This window comes from Oscillospiraceae bacterium CM, assembly GCA_022870705.1.
GTDB lineage: Bacteria > Bacillota > Clostridia > Oscillospirales > Oscillospiraceae > Sporobacter.
On sequence record CP072107.1, the window covers coordinates 1,476,211 to 1,493,992 of the forward strand.

Below are 17,782 nucleotides of genomic sequence, written 5' to 3' on the forward strand. Positions count from 1 at the left end.
GACGCTTTGTTTATTTCCCGACGCAAAAGCGCTCGAAGATGCGAGAAACGATGTCCTCCCGAACCGTTTTGCCGGTAACCTCGCCGAGTGCCGACATCGCCGACTCAATGTCCGTCAAAACGGCGTCGGGTGTCACACCTGCTTGGAGCGCCGCCGCCGCGCGTGCGATATCCTCCCGCGCTCGCGCGATGGCACCGGCCTGCCGGGCGTTTGTGAGGATTTCGCCGCCGGGCACGCCGTCGGTGCCGGTAAACAGTCGCCCAAGCACCGTGCCGAGTTCCGGGAGTCCCTCCCCCGTCACCGCAGAGACTTCAACGATATTCTGAAAGCGTGTTTTTAAAAGCGTTTTATCGAGCTTTTGAGCAAGGTCGCTTTTACTCACAACAGCGACGGCATTTTTTGCTTGGGCGGCGATGTCCAAAACGCGCCGGTCGTCGTCCGTCAGATCCATGCTGCCGTCAAAAACGGCGAGGATGAGTGCGGCTGTTTCCGCCGCGCCAAGCGCCCGGTCGACACCGAGCGACTCAATAGCGTCCTGCGTGCGCCTGATACCGGCCGTGTCAACAAGGCGCAGAACGACGCCGCCGAAGCGGAGCTTTTCCTCAATTGTATCGCGCGTTGTTCCGGCGTGTGGGGTGACAATGGCCCTTTCGTATCCGGCCAGCGCGTTCAAAAGCGAGGATTTTCCCACGTTTGGCCGCCCGACGAGGGCCGTTTTCACCCCGTCTTTTAAAATCCGGCCGCGTTCATATGTTTTCAGAAGTATTTCGAGCGCGAGGGCGACGCCATCCAACACAGCAAGGCAGTCTTCCGTTTTGAAATCCTCAAGCGCTTCGTCGGGATAGTCGATAACGGCAAAAAAATGGGCGGAGATGTCAACAAGCGCATTATAGGCCGTATGGATTTTCTGCGCAATCGCGCCGCCGAGCTGACCGGCCGCGTTTTTAGCCGCCTGTTCTGTTTCGGCGTCGATAAGGTCAATAACGGCCTCCGCCTGCGTCAGGTCAAGCCGCCCGTTTAAAAACGCGCGCTGTGTAAACGCACCCGGCTCGGCAGGACGCGCACCCACACGAATCAGTTCGTCGAGAACGGCGGCCAGAACGACGGGCGCGCCGTGGCAGTGCAGTTCAGCTGTGTTCTCACCCGTATAGCTGTTGGGGGCGTGGCTGACGGCACAGAGGCCATAGTCGAGCGGCGCACCGGTCTCGTCGACAATCGCGCCGTATAGGAGCTTCCTGTCTTCGGCATCACTCATTTTTATGCCGCTTTTTGAGCGAAATATTCTGTCAGCTGCGGCGATGGCGTTCGGGCCGCTCAATCGGATAATGCCGACCCCGGCTCTGCCGATGCCTGTTGCAAGGGCCGCGATGGTGTCTGCCATGATGATACCTCCTTTTTCGAACTGATTCGGCTGTACGGCGGGCGGGCATGGAATCCGCCCGGATGATGACGGCGGTGGTTAGGCAAAGGCTAACGGGGCGATGTGGGCATCGCCCCCTACGGGGAGGCTGAGGCGTAGACAGAGAAATTATAATCGCCCCTACGGCAATTTGCATCTTTCTCAATTGCTATTTTGTAGGGACGGCCATTGGCCGTCCGCCGTTGCTGGGCACGGGCGGATACGGAAACAGGGGCAGACACGAGGCCTGCCCCTGCGGTATGTTTCTGCTTCTGTCACCGCCGGGGCAAGAGACGCCCGCCCAACGTTTACAGTGAAAAGATGCCGCGCTTTTTTCTGGAGACGGCGCGACCTGCTGCCTGGGCGATAGCTTCCGCCGTCAGGCCGTACTCTTTTTTGAGATAATCCTCCGTGCCGACTTGCCCGAAGCGGTCGGTGACGCCGACCATTTCAACTGGCACGGGATATGTTTTCACGACGGCCTCCGAGACGGCGGCGCCGAGGCCGCCGAAGATGTTGTGATTCTCCGCAGTGACAAACGTCTTCGTCTCGCGGGCACATTTTTCGATGAGCGCCATGTCAATCGGCTTCCATGTGAAGAGATCGACAATACGTGCCGAAATTTTATCTTTTTTAAGCATCTCACGCGCTTCGAGGGCTTCCGCCACCAGAATGCCGGAGGCGAAAATCGTGACGTCCTTGCCGTCGGCTAAAATGTTGCCCTTGCCAATCTCAAATGTCGAGCCCTCCTCGTAGATAGCCGTCACGTTTTTGCGCGGCATACGGAGATAGTAAACGCCGTAGCGCCCGGCGAGCTGACGGACGACATCTTTCACCATAACGGGGTCCGTGAGCTCAATGAGCGTGATGCCGGGGATGGAGCGGAGAACGCCCATATCCTCAAAAGGCATGTGCGTACCGCCGTTATACGAGGCCGTCACACCGGGGTCTGAGCCGAGAATTTTGACATTTAATTTGGCGTAGGCCGCCGAGATCATGATCTGGTCACATGTTTTGCGCGAGGCAAAACAGCCGAAGCTGTGCGCGAAGGGAATTTTGCCGACGGCCGAGAGCCCGGCGGCGATGCCAACCATGTTGGCTTCGGCGATACCGACGTTAAAAGCCCTCTCTGGATACGCCTTGAAAAACGGTTTCATGCCGGAGGAACTGACGAGGTCGGCGTCTAAAACGACGATGTCCTCGTTTTCCTCCGCCAGAGCCATCAGCGTTTTGCAGTACGCGTCACGCATCAGCGTGTCGCTTTTTGAAAATGATTCACGGACGTTAAACATCTGCTTCCCCCTCTTCCGGGTCTGTCTCTTCCGTCATGGCAGGCGGCGCCACCTCGGTCGGTGATGCCGCATCTTCTGATGCCGCCGCCTGTTCGGTGGCTTCTTCTTCGGCGGCCTTCTTCTCCAGCCGCTCTGCTGCGGCGGCCGCGCGGGCACCTTCGAGGCGCTCTGTCACCACCTTGACGGCTTCTTCCATCTGCTCCTTTGTAAAGCTCATGTGATGGTTGCCCTCAACGCCGGCGGCAAACGTGCCAAAGCCTTTAACCGTGTCCAGGACGATGACCGACGGGACACCTTTTGTATTTTTAGCCGTCACAACAGCGTCAAGAATCGCCCCGGTATCGTGGCCGTCAACCGTCTGGACAAACCAGCCAAAGGCGGCGAATTTCTCGCCGATGTCGCCGAGGTCCATGATATCCTTTGTAAAGCCGTCGAGCTGCTGCTTATTGCGGTCAACAAATGTGATCATATTGTCAACCTTGAACTGGGAAGCGGACATGACGCCCTCCCAGACCTGACCCTCGTCGCACTCCCCGTCTCCAATGATGAGATAGGTGATGCTGTCGGACTTGTTCAGGCGGCACCCGAGCGCAATGCCGATGGCCGCCGAAATGCCCTGACCCAAGGATCCTGTCGTCATATCAACGCCGGGCGTCTTGTTCCGGTCACAGTGGCTGGGCAGCCGACCGCCGCCCTGATTGAGTTCTGCGAGCATCTCCTTTGGGAAAAAGCCCTTTAAAGAGAGCGTTGCGTATAACGCCGGGCCCGCATGGCCCTTCGACAAAACGAGCCTGTCCCGCTCCGGCCAGCCGGGATTGGCGGGGTCACAGCGCAGCTCGCTGCCGTATAAAACAGCCAGGGTTTCCACAATTGACATTGCACCGCCGATATGGCCCGCCCCGAAGCCCTCCAGCTCCTGCAGCGTGACAAGGCGGATACCCTCAGCGATGACGCGAAGCTCCTTGGCGCTTACTTGATGTTCCATCTCACACCTCTATTCCTTTTCTGTGTGTTTAAAAGCTGATTTTCTTGAGCAAATAATGGACAAGGTCGTCCGTTTTGACACGCTCCTGCGCCATGGTATCACGGTCGCGCACGGTGACACAGCCATCCTCCATGGACTCGAAGTCAAACGTCAGGCAATACGGCGTGCCGATCTCATCCTGCCGTCTGTAGCGCTTGCCAATAGAGCCGGCATCGTCAAAATCCACCATAAAATGCTTCCGGAGGTTGTCGTAGACAGCGCCCGCCGCCTCCGACAGTTTTTTCGACAGCGGCAGAACGGCGCATTTAAACGGCGCAAGCGCCGGGTGCAGTCGTAAAACGACACGCGTGTCGTTTTTCTCAGCGTCGACGACCTCCTCGTCGTAGGCGTCGATGAGAAACGCGAGCGTTACGCGGTCGGCGCCGAGCGACGGCTCAATGACGTAAGGGATATATTTTTCGTTCGTCTCCTGATCGAAGTATTCCATATTTTCGCCCGACGTTGTCTGATGGGCTTTGAGATCAAAATCCGTTCTGTCGGCAACGCCCCACAGTTCGCCCCAACCGAACGGGAAGAGAAACTCAAAGTCGGTCGTGGCGTTGGAGTAGTGGGACAGCTCCTCCTTCTCATGGTCGCGCAGGCGGATGTTTTCCTCATTCATGCCAAGCGCGAAGAGCCAGTCGCGGCAGAAGCTACGCCAATAATCAAACCATTCAAGGTCGGTACCGGGTTTGCAGAAAAACTCCAGCTCCATCTGTTCAAATTCGCGCGTTCTGAAAGTGAAGTTGCCGGGCGTGATTTCATTCCGGAACGATTTGCCGATTTGGCACACGCCGAATGGTACCTTCTTGCGCGATGTGCGCTGGATATTTTTGAAATTGACGAAAATGCCCTGTGCCGTCTCCGGACGGAGGTATATCTGCGCCGCCGTATCCTCATTGACACCCTGATATGTTTTAAACATAAGGTTAAATTTGCGAATGTCCGTGAAGTCTGCTTTACCGCAGTCCGGGCAGGTGATGCCCTTGTCTTTAATATAAGCGATGAGCGCGTCGTTATCCATCGCTTCAATCACAACGTCCGTCACATTATTGGCGTGATTCCATTCCTCGCAGAGCTTGTCGGCCCGGTGGCGCGTTTTGCAGGCCTTGCAGTCAATAAGCGGGTCATTAAAGGTCGCGACATGGCCGGAGGCGACCCAGACCTGCGGGTTCATGAGTATGGCCGAGTCAAGCCCGACGTTATATGGGCTCTCCTGCACGAACTTTTTCCACCAGGCGCGTTTGATGTTGTTTTTCAGCTCGACGCCTAAAGGGCCGTAGTCCCACGTGTTGGCAAGGCCGCCGTAAATTTCGCTGCCCGCATACACAAAGCCGCGCCCCTTGCAGAGCGCTACGAGCTTGTCCATCGTTTTTTCCGTATTTTTCAGCATATATCCTCCATCGTTGGGGCGGATTCCAGTTCCGCCCTAAAGCGTGACAGGATCAACGCGCGCCCGAATGATCATTTACACATTTTTTAATTATATCCTATCGATGCCTCTTGTCAACTGGCGGGATGGTTAAAAAAGGCGGGGATTGGGCGGTCGCGTCTTGCAATTATCATGCATTTAGCTTACAATGTGTTTTCAGCATGAGCCTGTGGGGGCGAGGACGCCTCCCTCCGTCAGTCGCTTCGCGACTGCCACCTCCCTCTTGAGGGAGGCTCGGGACGCGGCGTTTTGTAGGGACGGCCATTGGCCGTCCGTCGTTGGCGGACACGGGCGGATATGGAATCCGCCCCTACGGCTGGGCGAATCGCCCTCATCCGTCACGACTTCGTCGTGCCACCTTCCCCCAGGGGAAGGCTTCTGGGTGAAATCGCCGTAACAAAAATATGCTTCTGTCTCGATTGCCTTTTTGTAGGGACGGCCATTGGCCGTCCGTCGTTGGCGGACACGGGCGGATATGGAATCCGCCCCTACGTGGAGCGGCGACATTGGTACGGCGACATAGGTACATTGTGCGCGCGAGAAGAACAATCCTCACTCCCCTCCGGGGACATCTCCTTTGCAAAGGCGCCTTGGCACGGCACGGACGGCCAATGGCCGTCCCTACGGCACGCTCCGTAGCCCCCTCATCCGTCACGACTTCGTCGTGCCACCTTCCCCCAGGGGAAGGCTTCATGGGTGATAATCGCCGTAACAAAAATATGCTTCTGTTTCGATTGCTTTTTGTAGGGACGGCCATTGGCCGTCCGTCGTTGGCGGACACGCGCGGATATGGAATCCGCCCCTACGTGGAGCACAGCCCCCTCATCCGTCACGACTTCGTCGTGCCACCTTCCCCCAGGGGAAGGCTTCTGGGAGCGGGTTATATTTATAGTAATAAGGAAGCGTTCTATGACGTACGACGCCGGACAATTTGATATTGCCGTCATCGGGGCAGGGCATGCTGGGATTGAAGCGGCCCTGGCGTCAGCGCGCCTTGGGATGAAAACCATTTGCTTCACAATTAACCTCGACGCTATCGGCAACATGCCGTGCAACCCCGCTATTGGCGGTACGGCGAAGGGCCACCTCGTCCGCGAGCTGGACGCCTTGGGCGGCGAGATGGCGAAGGCCGCCGACGAAACGTGTATTCAATATAGGCTTTTAAACCGCGGGAAAGGCCCTGCCGTCCATTCCCTGCGCGCACAGGCCGACAGGCGGGCTTATCAGGCGCGGATGAAACAAGCGCTTGAGCAGCAGGGGAACCTAAGCCTTAAACAGGCGGAAATCGTTGATATCGCTGTTCAAAATGGCGCGGTTACGAGCGTCACGACACATACAGGGGCTGTTTACCGCGTGAAGGCCGCCGTTATTTGCTCTGGAACGTACTTATCGGGCCGAACGATCGTTGGCGAGACCGTCTGCGAAGGCGGGCCGGACGGGATGTTTGCAGCCACTGCCCTCGGCTCCCGGCTGAAAGCCCTCGGCCTTGAGATGCGCCGGTTTAAAACAGGCACGCCGCCGCGCCTTAACGCCCGCAGCGTTGACTTTTCCAAAATGGAGATTCAGCCGGGCGACGACGTGCCGGTGCCGTTTTCCTTTGAAACGGCGTCCCCGCCCGAAAACCGCGCCGTCTGTTATCTGACATATACAAATGAAGAAACGCACACCGTCATCCGTGAAAATCTTGACCGCAGCCCATTGTATTCCGGCGTCATCGAGGGCGTCGGCCCGCGATACTGCCCATCCATTGAAGACAAGGTCGTGCGCTTTGCCGATAAAAAACGCCATCAGCTTTTTATCGAGCCGATGGGCCTCGGTACCGAGGAGGTCTACGTGCAGGGCTTCTCCTCCTCCCTGCCGGAGGACGTACAGATTAAAATGCTGCACACCATTCCGGGCCTTGAGAACGCCGAAATGATGCGCAGCGCTTATGCCATTGAATACGACTGCCTTGACCCTTTAGAGCTTCTCCCGACGCTGGAGACGAAAAAAATTCGCGGTCTTTACGGCGCAGGGCAGTTTAACGGCACATCCGGCTACGAGGAGGCTGCCGTGCAGGGCTTTGTCGCGGGCGTGAATGCCGCATTGGCGATTAAAGGTGAGCCGCCGATGCTCCTCCGGCGCGACGACGGGTATATCGGCACGCTCATCGACGACCTCGTGACGAAGGGCACAAACGAGCCGTATCGCATGATGACATCGCGCTCGGAATACAGGCTCTACCACCGACAGGACAACGCAGACATTCGCCTAGCCCACATTGGGCACCGCATCGGCCTCATTTCGAACGCGCGGTATGAAAAGATTGTCACGAAATACGAGGCTGTTGCGCGCGAAATGAAGCGTCTGGAGACGACGTTTATCCCGCCGACGCCAGAGCTTGCCGCCATGCTTGAAGAGAATGGGACGACGGCGCCGCCGTCCGGCGTGAGTCTGGCTTCCCTGCTGCGCCGACCACAGCTGAATTATGAGAGCCTTGCGCCGTTTGACCGGGACAGGCCGGGGCTTGACCTCGCCGTTCGTGAGCAGGCCGAAATTTCGATTAAATACGACGGGTATTTAAAACGCCAGACGCGGCAGGTTGAGGACGCGCGGCGGATGGAGGACGTCCGCCTGCCGGACGACATTGACTACAGCACGCTGCAGGGGCTGCGCATCGAAGCGCGGCAAAAGCTCACGCGCGTGCGTCCTTTAAATCTTGGGCAGGCTTCACGCATTTCCGGTGTATCACCCGCCGATATTGCGGCGCTCATGATTCATCTGGGTAGAGGATGACAAAAAACGGGCAAAATATTAACGAAATTTTCCATTTTGACAGTGGCGCGAGACGCGGAAATGTGTTATAAATAAAAAAGCGGCGAGCGGTTTTTGCATAAAGGCGCCATTGTACTGTGAGGGCAATATGAACACTGACAAGTATAAAAGATTTTTATTGAGATTTGGCTATTGGGCGGCGATCTTTGCGATCGTTTACGTCTTTTTCCGGTATGTCTTTGCCTTTACCCTGCCTTTTCTGATTGCATTCACTGTTGCGGTGTTATTGCGCCCGGCCGTTTTATTTTTATTCAAAAAATTTAAAATTCCAAAAGGGCTCTCCGGCCTCGTCCTTGTCATTTTTGTTTATCTCGCTTTGGCGGGCCTCTTGTTTTTGATTACAAGCCAGATCATCGTCGGTATCCTGGAACTCATTAAGGTTATGCCGAGTATCTTCACCTCCGCCGTTGTGCCGGCGCTCAGCCAGCTCAGCACAACACTTGTGGCGCTGCTGACCCGATTCAACGTCTCCGCCGTCAACATCGTCAACGACTCAATGCCGCAGATCATTACGTCAATTGGCGGTGCGGTGACGGATTTTTCCGTCTATGTCGTCACTTGGGTTTCCGGCGTGGCTGTCAGCATTCCTGAGGCGATTCTCACAGCGATTATCTGTATTATCGTATCTGTATACGCGACGGTTGATTACGATCAAATTACCGGCTTTTTTAAAACGATTTTCCCAAAAAACGTCGTCTCCGTGACGCTGGCGGCCGGGCAGAGCCTGAAAACGATTCTCGGCAACTTTACCAAATCGTATCTGCTCATTATGCTCATCACGTTTTCAGAAATCGCCATCGGCCTTTTGATCATCGGGCAGCGCTGGGCAGTTTTGATCGCGCTGATTATCGCCGTTTTTGACATTCTCCCGATCATCGGCTCTGGGCTTATTTTGATACCCTGGACGATTATTACTTTCATTCTGGGCGATTTTAAAATCGGCGTATCCCTTGCCATTTTATATGTGTTCGTCACCATTGTCCGTCAGATTATCGAGCCGAAAATTGTCGGCAAGCAAGTTGGCCTGCATCCGCTTGTCACCCTTTTCTGTATGTGGATGGGTGCGCACCTCTTTGGCGGTATCGGCCTGTTCGGATTTCCGATCACTGTTTTGATCATTAAAAATCTTGTTGAAAGCGGCGTTGTCGGCCGACATTCCGACACTGCGCCAACACAGCCCAACGGGCAACAATAGTGCCGTCATGGCGTAATACCGGAATTCCTGTAAAAATTACTTTACAACATTTTACTGACGTGTTAAAATACGAAGGATTGAGCCGACGGATGACGCCGACGGCACGCCGCCTCTTGGTTTCGGGACAAAGCCGGACTTTATCCGGTGCCTTTCCGCCCGATACTCAGAAGCCGGGGAATAAAAAAAGAAAGGATTTGTTAACGATGATTACGAAAGACCAAAAAACAGCTGTTATCGAAGCAAACCGCGCCCACGGCACGGACACCGGTTCTCCGGAGGTCCAGATCGCCATTCTGACCGAGCGCATTGCCCAGCTGACAGAGCATCTGCGCTCACACGCCAAGGACAACCACAGCCGCCTTGGTATGTACAAAATGATCGGCAAGCGCCGCAGCCTGCTTGACTATCTGGCCAAGAAAGACATCGAGCGATACAGAGCCATTATCGCAAAGCTCGGCATCAGAAAGTAAAACGGACGTATGAGGGCTGGTCTGAGCGTATCAGATCAGCCCTTTTATGAAATAATAAGCCCCAAACCACCGTTATCCGTAATAGGAGCATGCGCTTTCATAGCAGTTGAAAATGCGTCTGAGACCGGCTCGGATCTATTTTCAAATGCTAAGAACGTGATGCTCCGCCAAAACAACTTAAAAGGAGTATCATATGATTATCAGCAAAAGAGAATTCCCGGGCCGCAAAGCCTACACGATTGACCTTGCCGGTCGGCCGCTGACGCTTGAGGTCGGCCAGCTCGCCGAGCTCGCCAATGCCGCCGTTTTGGTCAAGTACGGCGAGACAACTGTTCTTGTAACGGCCACCGCTTCCGCACGCCCGAAGGACGGCATCGACTACTTCCCGCTCGCCGTTGACTTTGAAGAGAAGATTTACGCCGTCGGCCGTATTCCGGGTGGATTTCTGCGCCGCGAGGGACGCCCCTCCGAGCGCGGCGTGCTGGCCAGCCGCATGATTGACCGGCCGATGCGCCCCCTCTTCCCGGGTGACCTGCGTAACGACGTTATCATCACCTGCACCGTCCTGTCCGTCGACCATGACAATTCGCCCGAGATTGCCGCCATGATCGGCGCTTCTGCCGCCGTCTCCATCTCGGATATCCCGTTTTCCCCGACGGCCGGCCCGATTGCGGGCGTCGGCCTCGGCTATCACGACGGCAAGTTCCTCATTAACCCCACGAGTGCCGAGCGCGCTGCAAGCGCCATGTACTGCACCATCGCCGCGACGGAAAAGAAGATCGTCATGATCGAGGCCGGTGCCGATGAAGTCTCAGAGGACATCATGCTCGCCGGTATCAAGGCTGCCCATGAGGCCATCAAGCCCATCGTCGCCCTTATTAACCAAATGGTCAGCGAGGTTGGCAAGCCGAAATTTGAGTATGCCAAAGCCTCATTCAACGAGGAGCTGTTTAAGAAAATCGTCGACAAGTATTTCGACGATGTGAAATACTGCATGGACACCGACGACAAAAACGTCCGTGAGGAACGTTACAACGCCGTCGTCACGAAAATGCTCGCGGAGTTCGGTGAAGCGTATCCCGAAATAAACGCGCAGCTTGAAGAAATCACCTACAAAATTCAAAAGAAGGTCGTTAAGGCATGGCTTTTAGAGGGCAAGCGCGTCGACGGCCGGGCGATGAACGAAATCCGCCCGCTGGCCGCCGAGGTCTCCGTTTTGCCCCGCGTACACGGCTCCGGCCTCTTTACGCGCGGCCAGACGCAGGTGCTCTCTATCTGCACACTGGGGACGCTGTCCTTGGCGCAGAAGCTTGATACAATTTTTGAAGAAGAATCAAAGCGCTATATGCACCACTATAATTTCCCCTCGTTCTCCGTCGGCGAGGCGCGGCCGAGCCGCTCAACCTCCCGCCGCGAGTACGGCCACGGCGCGCTGGCTGAAAAGGCGCTCGAGCCTGTCCTCCCCACCGTTGACGAATTCCCTTATGCCATCCGCGTCGTCTCCGAAGTCCTCTCCTCCAACGGCTCGACGTCACAGGGCTCTATCTGCGGCTCGACGCTGGCTTTAATGGACGCCGGTGTGCCAATCAAGGCCCCAGTCGCCGGTATCTCCTGCGGCCTCATTTCCGACGGGGACGACTGGACGACGTTTATTGACATCCAAGGCGTTGAGGACTTCCACGGTGAGATGGACTTCAAGGTCGGCGGGACGAAAAAGGGCATTACGGCCATTCAGATGGATCTGAAAAATGACGGCCTGACATATGACATCATTGAAAACGCCTTTGTCATCACACGCGAGGCGCGCATTCAGATTCTCGATGAAATTATGCTGCCCGTCATCGACAAGCCGCGTGACGAGCTGGCCCCGACGGCTCCGAAGATGATCACCATGAAGATTCACCCCGATAAGATCCGCGAGGTCATCGGCTCAGGCGGCAAGGTCATCCAGAAAATCGTTGCCGACACGGGCGCGAAGATTGATATTGAAGACGACGGCAGCATTTACATCTCCTCGGCCGACATTGAGGCCTGCCGCGCGGCAAAAAAGATTATCGACGCCATTGTGTTTGTCCCGGAGATCGGGCAGCTGTACTTTGGCAAGGTTGTGCGCATCATCCCGATCGGCGCGTTCGTCGAGCTGGCCCCCGGCAAGGACGGCATGGTTCACATCTCTAAGCTTGAAAACCGCCGCGTTGAAAAGGTCGAGGATGTTCTGAAAGAGGGCGACATGACTTGGGTTAAGGTCACCGATATCGACGACCGAGGCCGCGTTAACCTCTCGCGCAAGGAAGCCATTAAGGAGCGCCAAGCGGCTGGTCTGCCGATCGATCAGGCGTAAGCGAAATTTTAGATTAAAACAACAGGGGGCGGATGTTGAATCCGCCCCTACGTCATATATACAAGAGGTCTTCTATGTACGAAAAAATAATACTCCCAAACGGCGTGCGACTCGTGCACGAATATATCCCCACCGTGCGCTCTGTTACGCTTGGCATCTGGGTGGGTACCGGCGCGCGATATGAGGCACCCGGAGAGAGCGGCGCCTCCCATTTCATCGAGCATATGGTGTTTAAGGGGACAAAAACACGCTCGGCCGCCGAGCTGGCCGCCGCAATGGACGAAATCGGCGGGCAGATTAACGCCTTTACGACAAAGGAATGCACGTGCTTTCACGGGCGCGTTCTTGATACACACCTCGGCCGTCTGACCGACACCCTGTGCGATATGTTTTTCAACGCCCGATTTGACGAAAGCGACGTTATCAGTGAGCGCGGCGTCATTTTAGAAGAAATCGATATGTACGCCGACACGCCGGAGGATCTCGTTTCCGAGCGGCTGTATGCCGCGGCTTATAAGGGCAATGCGCTCGCGCGGCCTGTTTTGGGTCGGAAATCCTCTCTTGAAGCGATGACTGGTGCGTCTTTAAAACAACATATGCAGGCGCATTACCGGGCCGACAGCGTCGTCGTCGCCCTATCCGGCAGCTTTACGCCCGACGATATCAAAAGCCTTTCCGACCGCTTTTCGGCCATGCCCGCGGGCGGGAAAAACACCTTTAAATCCCCCGTGTACGTACCGACTTTCACCGTCAGGCGCAAAGCGCAGGAGCAAAATCACCTGACGGCGGCCTTTCCCGGCGTTGCCGCAACAGACGGGCGGCGCTATGCCCTGCAGCTGCTATCCGATATTTTGGGCGGCGGCATGTCTTCCCGGCTGTTTCAAACCGTGCGAGAAAAGCGGGGGCTTTGCTACAGTATCTATTCTTACGGCTCCAGCTTTATCGATACCGGCCTTTTCTGTATCTACACAGCGCTCGGACGTGAGACGGAGCACGCGGCTCTTGGCGTCATCACCGAAGAAATCCGGCGATTTCAGGAGGATGGCGTGACGGCGGACGAGCTCGCGCGCGCCCGCGAGCAAGTCAAGGCCAATGTTCTGATGGGGCTCGAATCGACGGCGACGCGCATGAACCGGCTCGGCCGGAACGAATTATATTTCGGCCGCGTGCCGACACCGGAGGAGATCATTGCGTCATACGACGCCGTTACCGTTTCAGACATTTCGGTGCTCTCGCAGCAGAGCCTTGATTTTTCACAAATGTCGTTTTCCGCCGTTGGGAAGGTCGGCACCGCCGAGGCGTATCGGGCAGCGTTTGCTTACTAGAGCGCGATGATGCGGGGCATTCGGGCGGACCGGCCAATGTCCGTCCTTTTGGCACGCTGAGGTCGTCGTGCCCTTCTGGCGAGCGAAGGCCCTCATCCGTCACGACTTCGTCGTGCCACCTTCCCCAACGGGGAAGGCTATGGCTCTTCCATATGCGTCATTCTGAGCGCAGCGAAGAATCTTTGCGACTTGCAACCAGAGCAGACACAAGGTCTGCCCCTACGGAGCGCTTTTTGTGAACGGGCAGGCTTGGAAACCCGCCCCTACAAGGAGCGATGTATTTCAGCGTATCCCGTTTTCTGAAAATGGGGCATGGGGCGAAGCCCCATTCCTTTATTGGGCGGCGGGCGGGAATTGAAATTTGACTTTTCACGGCCGCGTTACTATAATCAGTCTGTACAAATTCCCAAACGGAGATGACAGGACCATGTATTACACCATGACAATTGCCGGACTGACACGCAAGCTGCCGATGGGCAAGCTCACAGACGACCTCATGATTGCCGGTTTCACGCCTTTCGGCGATGTGGAGCTCACCTGTGCCTGCGCTGCGGCGCTCTTAGAAAAAGCCCCCCACTTTGACTATATGATTGCGCCGGAGGCAAAGGCCATCCCCATTATCCATGAAATGGCGCGGCAAAGCGGCCGGAATACATATCTGCTCGTGCGGAAAGCACCAAAACTGTATATGGACGGCGTTTTTTCAACTGAAGTCCGCTCGATTACGACGGCGGGTGTTCAAACGCTGTATATGGACGCCGCCGACGCCGCAAAAATCAAGGGCAGCCGTATTTTGATCATTGACGACGTTATTTCAACGGGCGAGTCTCTTCGCGCCGTGGAACAGCTTGTGACACAAGCGGGCGGTACCGTTGCCGGGCGTATGGCGGTTTTAGCCGAGGGCGACGCCATCGGCCGCGACGACATCATTTATTTGGAGCCGCTGCCGCTGTTTGACAAAGCCGGCAACCCTATCGGATAACGATCAGCGCAGGTGCGCTGAAAAGGAATGACGCGATGAAAAGAATTTTGCCGGTCGTACTCATTGTCTCCGTCATCTTGTTACTTGTCTGCACCTTTTCAAACGCCGTGCCAAACCGGCGTGATTTTGTCATTGAAAACGGTGTGCTGACAAAATACAATGGTGCGGGCGGCGACGTTGTGATTCCCGGCAATCTGGGCATAACGGCTATTGGCGCAAAGGCGTTTCTCACCCAATCTATTCACGGTGACGTGGCCAACACAACCATCACATCCCTTGCTGTCCCCACCGGCGTGACGCGCCTTAACGCGCTGGCACTGTCTTACTGCACAGCGCTTCAAACCGTCACGATGCCGGATACGCTGCGCACTATGGGTGACGGCGTTTTTAAGGGCTGCGCGAGCCTCACGAGCGTGACGATTCCGCGTGGCGTTTCCGCCATCTCAAACGACGCGTTTTCTGACTGCACCGCCTTGCGCGCTGTGACACTGCCGGATGGCCTCACGATGATCGGCGATTACGCCTTCGCGTATTGCACATCTTTACAAACAGTTGTGCTGCCCGAGACGCTCACAGCCCTTGGCAGCATGGCTTTTTTTGACTGCGACGCTCTGACCGGCGTGACACTGCCTGACCGGTTAAGTACAATTGGCGATGCTGTTTTCGCCGGGACAGCCATTTTAAGTCCCCTATATTCAGAAGACGGTACTGTTTTGTATTACGTCCCGGGAAGCTCGACGGACTTTAAAATTCCAAAAAGCGTTACCGAGCTGCACGGCGGTGCTTTTTTCGGGTGCACCGAGCTTCGGGAAATCACCGTGCCGAACACCGTTAAAACCATCGGCGCGCGCGTTTTTGAAGCGTGCGCCGGACTTAAAAAGCTCACGCTGCCGAAAGGCCTCACGGCCGTCAGCGATTTTCTGTGCGCCGATTGCGGCAGTCTCACATCCGTCTCGCTCCCGAGCAGCGTGACGGCAATCGGCAAGGCCGCCTTTTCAGGCTGTGCCAGTTTAAAGACCATGGCCTTGCCGGACGGTTTGACAACCATCGGTGACAGCGCTTTTTGGGGCTGTACGGCGCTTCAATCGCTCCGCCTGCCCGCGCATGTTGCGGCAATCGGGGATAACGCGTTTTATGGCGCAGGGCTTAAAACACTCACTATTGAGAGCAAAACCGCATCGTTCGGTTCCGTCGTATTTTCAGAAAGCGTCGGTTTGACGCTTCGGGCGCCGTCCGGCTCTACCGTCGAAGCATATGCCGAGGAAAACGGTATTTTATTTCAAAAAATACCGTAAGCAAAACGCTTTCTGACTTTTAACGGTTTTACACATCCAATCAAAGGCTGTGCCTCCTGAAAAGCGCGGCCTTTTCTTCTTGACACGATTCACCATAAATTATATTATTATGATTGTTTTTACACAATTATAAATTTATTCCAATAAGGAGTAAGCGATGGCTGATACGATTCTGAAGCTCCATGGCGTCAAAAAAAAGATCGGCAGAAAGACAATCGTCACAGACCTTGATTTTGAGGTGATGCAAGGAGAGGTTTTCGGCTTTCTCGGCCCGAACGGCGCGGGGAAAACGACGACAATCCGGATGATGACAGGCCTCGCCGCCATCACGGCGGGCGATATCTTCATCGGTGATTATTCCATCCGGCATCATTTTAAAACGGCCATCCGTTCCGTCGGGTGCATTATTGAAAACCCGGATTTGTACAAGTATCTGTCTGGTCTTGATAACCTGCGCCTGTACGGCGCGATGTACAAGGTCTCCGAGGAACGCATCCGGGCGCTGCTCGATACCGTGGGGCTTGCCGATGTTGCACGCAACAAGGTAAAAACCTACTCGCTCGGCATGAAGCAGCGGCTCGGCATCGCGCAGGCACTGCTGCACGAGCCGAAGCTTCTCATCCTTGACGAGCCGACAAACGGGCTTGACCCCTCCGGCATCCGAGAGTTTCGCGAGCTCATTCGAAAGCTTGCTGCCGAGCAAAAGATGACAATTTTTGTTTCCAGCCATATTTTAAGCGAGATGCAGCAGCTGTGCGACAGGGTTTGTATCATCAATCAGGGCAGAATCGTCACTATCAAAACGGTTGCAGAGCTCATTGACATGGCTAACAGCGCTCAGACGGCCAAGCTGCAATTGAAAACGGACAACAACGACAAAGCCGCCGACATCCTGACTCGGGCAAACGTGGCGTTTACAAAAAATACCGACGGACTCACCGTTGAAACAGAAAAAGACGGTGTGCCGAAAATCGTTGCGGCGCTGACGGCCGAGGGCGTTGCCATTTACGGCATGGACAGCCTTGAAACACAGACGCTTGAAGATATTTTCATGAAGCTGACGGAGGTGAGCAACTGATGGGCGGTATAATAACACTGATCGGCATTGAAAATAGAAAAATCCGTGGGCGCGTGTCAACCTGGGTGATGATTCTTGTGATGGCCGTTCTCATTTTTGCGCTGTCCGGTCTTTTAAAATTCATCGACGACAATCAGGAGATGCTTGCCGCCTATTCGGGCCAGACGGTCAGCGCCGGTGCCGATTGGGAATCGACATTGCGCATTGAAATAGAATCAAGCCGCCAGCAACTCACACAGGCGGAAGCGAGCGGCGACGCCGTTAGTCAAAGCCGGATTGACGCCTTGAAAATGACGATTGCGAAGGATACTTACGCCCTTGAGCATCACCTTGACCGCGACTATTTTAAATCCCTCTGGAACAGAGTCGTCGACCTGGACGTCTCCTCCAATCCGAACGTCGGCGGTCTTGTGGCGCTGTTCGTCATCATCGCGCTCTCAGCTCTCGTCGCCGGAGAGTATACGGAAGGGACGATGAAACTCATGATCCCGCGGCCGTTTTCAAGAGGCGAGATTTTATCGGCTAAGCTTCTGTCCTCTCTTATCTATGCGTTTGTTTTATTCGTTGAATCGCTCGTCATCGGCTTGTTGTCACTGGGGCTCTTCTTCGGCTTCGGCGGCCTCGGCGCGACGAGCCTTTTCTGGACGGGCGACACGGTTATTGAAATTCCGGCGTTTTTAAACGCGCTGATGATCTATGGGCTTGATTTTCTGCAGGTCTTTGTTTACCTCTCGTTTGCGCTCCTCTTGGCCGTCTTGTCCCGCTCACGCGCCTTGGCAACCGGTCTTTCAATTTTCGTCCTCGTTGTCGGCGCGAGCTTGTTCCAGCTGCTGGCGCTGTACACAGACTGGGGGCGCTATATCGTTTTCGCGGTGTCAAACTTCTCGCGCTTTATTATTGCCGGGTCGCCATATGACGGGATGACGCTCCCCTTGGCGCTTCTGGTGTCAGCCGGTTATGTCGCCGTTTTCCTGTTCTTCAGCTATCTGACATTCAAGAAGCGGGATATTTAAAGGCGGCAAAGACGCTCTGTACCGGCACGGCGAAACCTTACGGCAATGCCCAAAAAACGCTTCAAAGGGCTGTTGTAAATCATAGTTCAATAACATGCAGCACAAAAGATTCTTCGCCTAAC

General features: G+C 55.4%; 13 protein-coding genes. 9 read left to right on the forward strand and 4 right to left on the reverse strand.

What is annotated here, in order from left to right:
* Positions 1–10 precede the first annotated feature (10 nt).
* From mnmE to IZU99_07310, 4 genes are all read right to left on the reverse strand, one after another.
* Positions 11–1,381 (reverse strand): tRNA uridine-5-carboxymethylaminomethyl(34) synthesis GTPase MnmE, encoded by a 1,371-nt coding sequence (mnmE, locus tag IZU99_07295; protein UOO37072.1) that lies wholly within the window; start codon positions 1,379–1,381, stop codon positions 11–13.
* Between the two features lie 326 nt (positions 1,382–1,707).
* Positions 1,708–2,691 (reverse strand): transketolase family protein, encoded by a 984-nt coding sequence (locus tag IZU99_07300; GenBank protein ID UOO37073.1) that lies wholly within the window; start codon positions 2,689–2,691, stop codon positions 1,708–1,710.
* Positions 2,684–3,676 (reverse strand): transketolase, encoded by a 993-nt coding sequence (locus tag IZU99_07305; GenBank protein ID UOO37074.1) that lies wholly within the window; start codon positions 3,674–3,676, stop codon positions 2,684–2,686. Before IZU99_07305 ends, IZU99_07300 begins: the two co-directional genes overlap by 8 nt.
* A gap of 28 nt (positions 3,677–3,704) precedes the next feature.
* Complete coding sequence (locus IZU99_07310; GenBank protein UOO37075.1) at positions 3,705–5,108, reverse strand: glycine--tRNA ligase; 1,404 nt, start codon at positions 5,106–5,108, stop codon at positions 3,705–3,707.
* A 948-nt stretch (positions 5,109–6,056) separates the two neighbouring features.
* Here IZU99_07310 and mnmG point away from each other — a divergent pair.
* The 9 genes from mnmG to IZU99_07355 all read left to right on the forward strand — a co-directional run bounded on the left by mnmG (position 6,057) and on the right by IZU99_07355 (position 17,660).
* Entirely contained in the window at positions 6,057–7,922 is a 1,866-nt protein-coding gene (mnmG, locus tag IZU99_07315; GenBank protein UOO37076.1) for a tRNA uridine-5-carboxymethylaminomethyl(34) synthesis enzyme MnmG, read from the forward strand.
* Positions 7,923–8,049: 127 nt separating this feature from the next.
* Positions 8,050–9,156, forward strand: a complete 1,107-nt coding sequence (gene ytvI / locus IZU99_07320; GenBank protein ID UOO37077.1) for a sporulation integral membrane protein YtvI — start codon at positions 8,050–8,052, stop codon at positions 9,154–9,156.
* Between the two features lie 203 nt (positions 9,157–9,359).
* Positions 9,360–9,626 (forward strand): 30S ribosomal protein S15, encoded by a 267-nt coding sequence (rpsO, locus tag IZU99_07325; GenBank protein ID UOO37078.1) that lies wholly within the window; start codon positions 9,360–9,362, stop codon positions 9,624–9,626.
* Between the two features lie 193 nt (positions 9,627–9,819).
* Positions 9,820–11,967, forward strand: a complete 2,148-nt coding sequence (locus IZU99_07330) for a polyribonucleotide nucleotidyltransferase (GenBank protein ID UOO37079.1) — start codon at positions 9,820–9,822, stop codon at positions 11,965–11,967.
* Positions 11,968–12,041: 74 nt separating this feature from the next.
* Positions 12,042–13,292, forward strand: coding sequence for an insulinase family protein (locus tag IZU99_07335; protein UOO37080.1), 1,251 nt, complete (start codon positions 12,042–12,044; stop codon positions 13,290–13,292).
* Between the two features lie 427 nt (positions 13,293–13,719).
* Positions 13,720–14,274: an adenine phosphoribosyltransferase gene (locus IZU99_07340; protein ID UOO37081.1), complete on the forward strand. Its 555-nt coding sequence runs from the start codon at positions 13,720–13,722 to the stop codon at positions 14,272–14,274.
* 35 nt (positions 14,275–14,309) lie between these two features.
* Complete coding sequence (locus IZU99_07345; protein UOO37082.1) at positions 14,310–15,569, forward strand: leucine-rich repeat domain-containing protein; 1,260 nt, start codon at positions 14,310–14,312, stop codon at positions 15,567–15,569.
* A gap of 157 nt (positions 15,570–15,726) precedes the next feature.
* Positions 15,727–16,647 (forward strand): ABC transporter ATP-binding protein, encoded by a 921-nt coding sequence (locus IZU99_07350; protein UOO37083.1) that lies wholly within the window; start codon positions 15,727–15,729, stop codon positions 16,645–16,647.
* Positions 16,647–17,660, forward strand: coding sequence for an ABC transporter permease subunit (locus tag IZU99_07355; GenBank protein UOO37084.1), 1,014 nt, complete (start codon positions 16,647–16,649; stop codon positions 17,658–17,660). The genes IZU99_07350 and IZU99_07355 overlap by 1 nt, the downstream gene beginning before the upstream one ends.
* Positions 17,661–17,782: the final 122 nt, after the last annotated feature.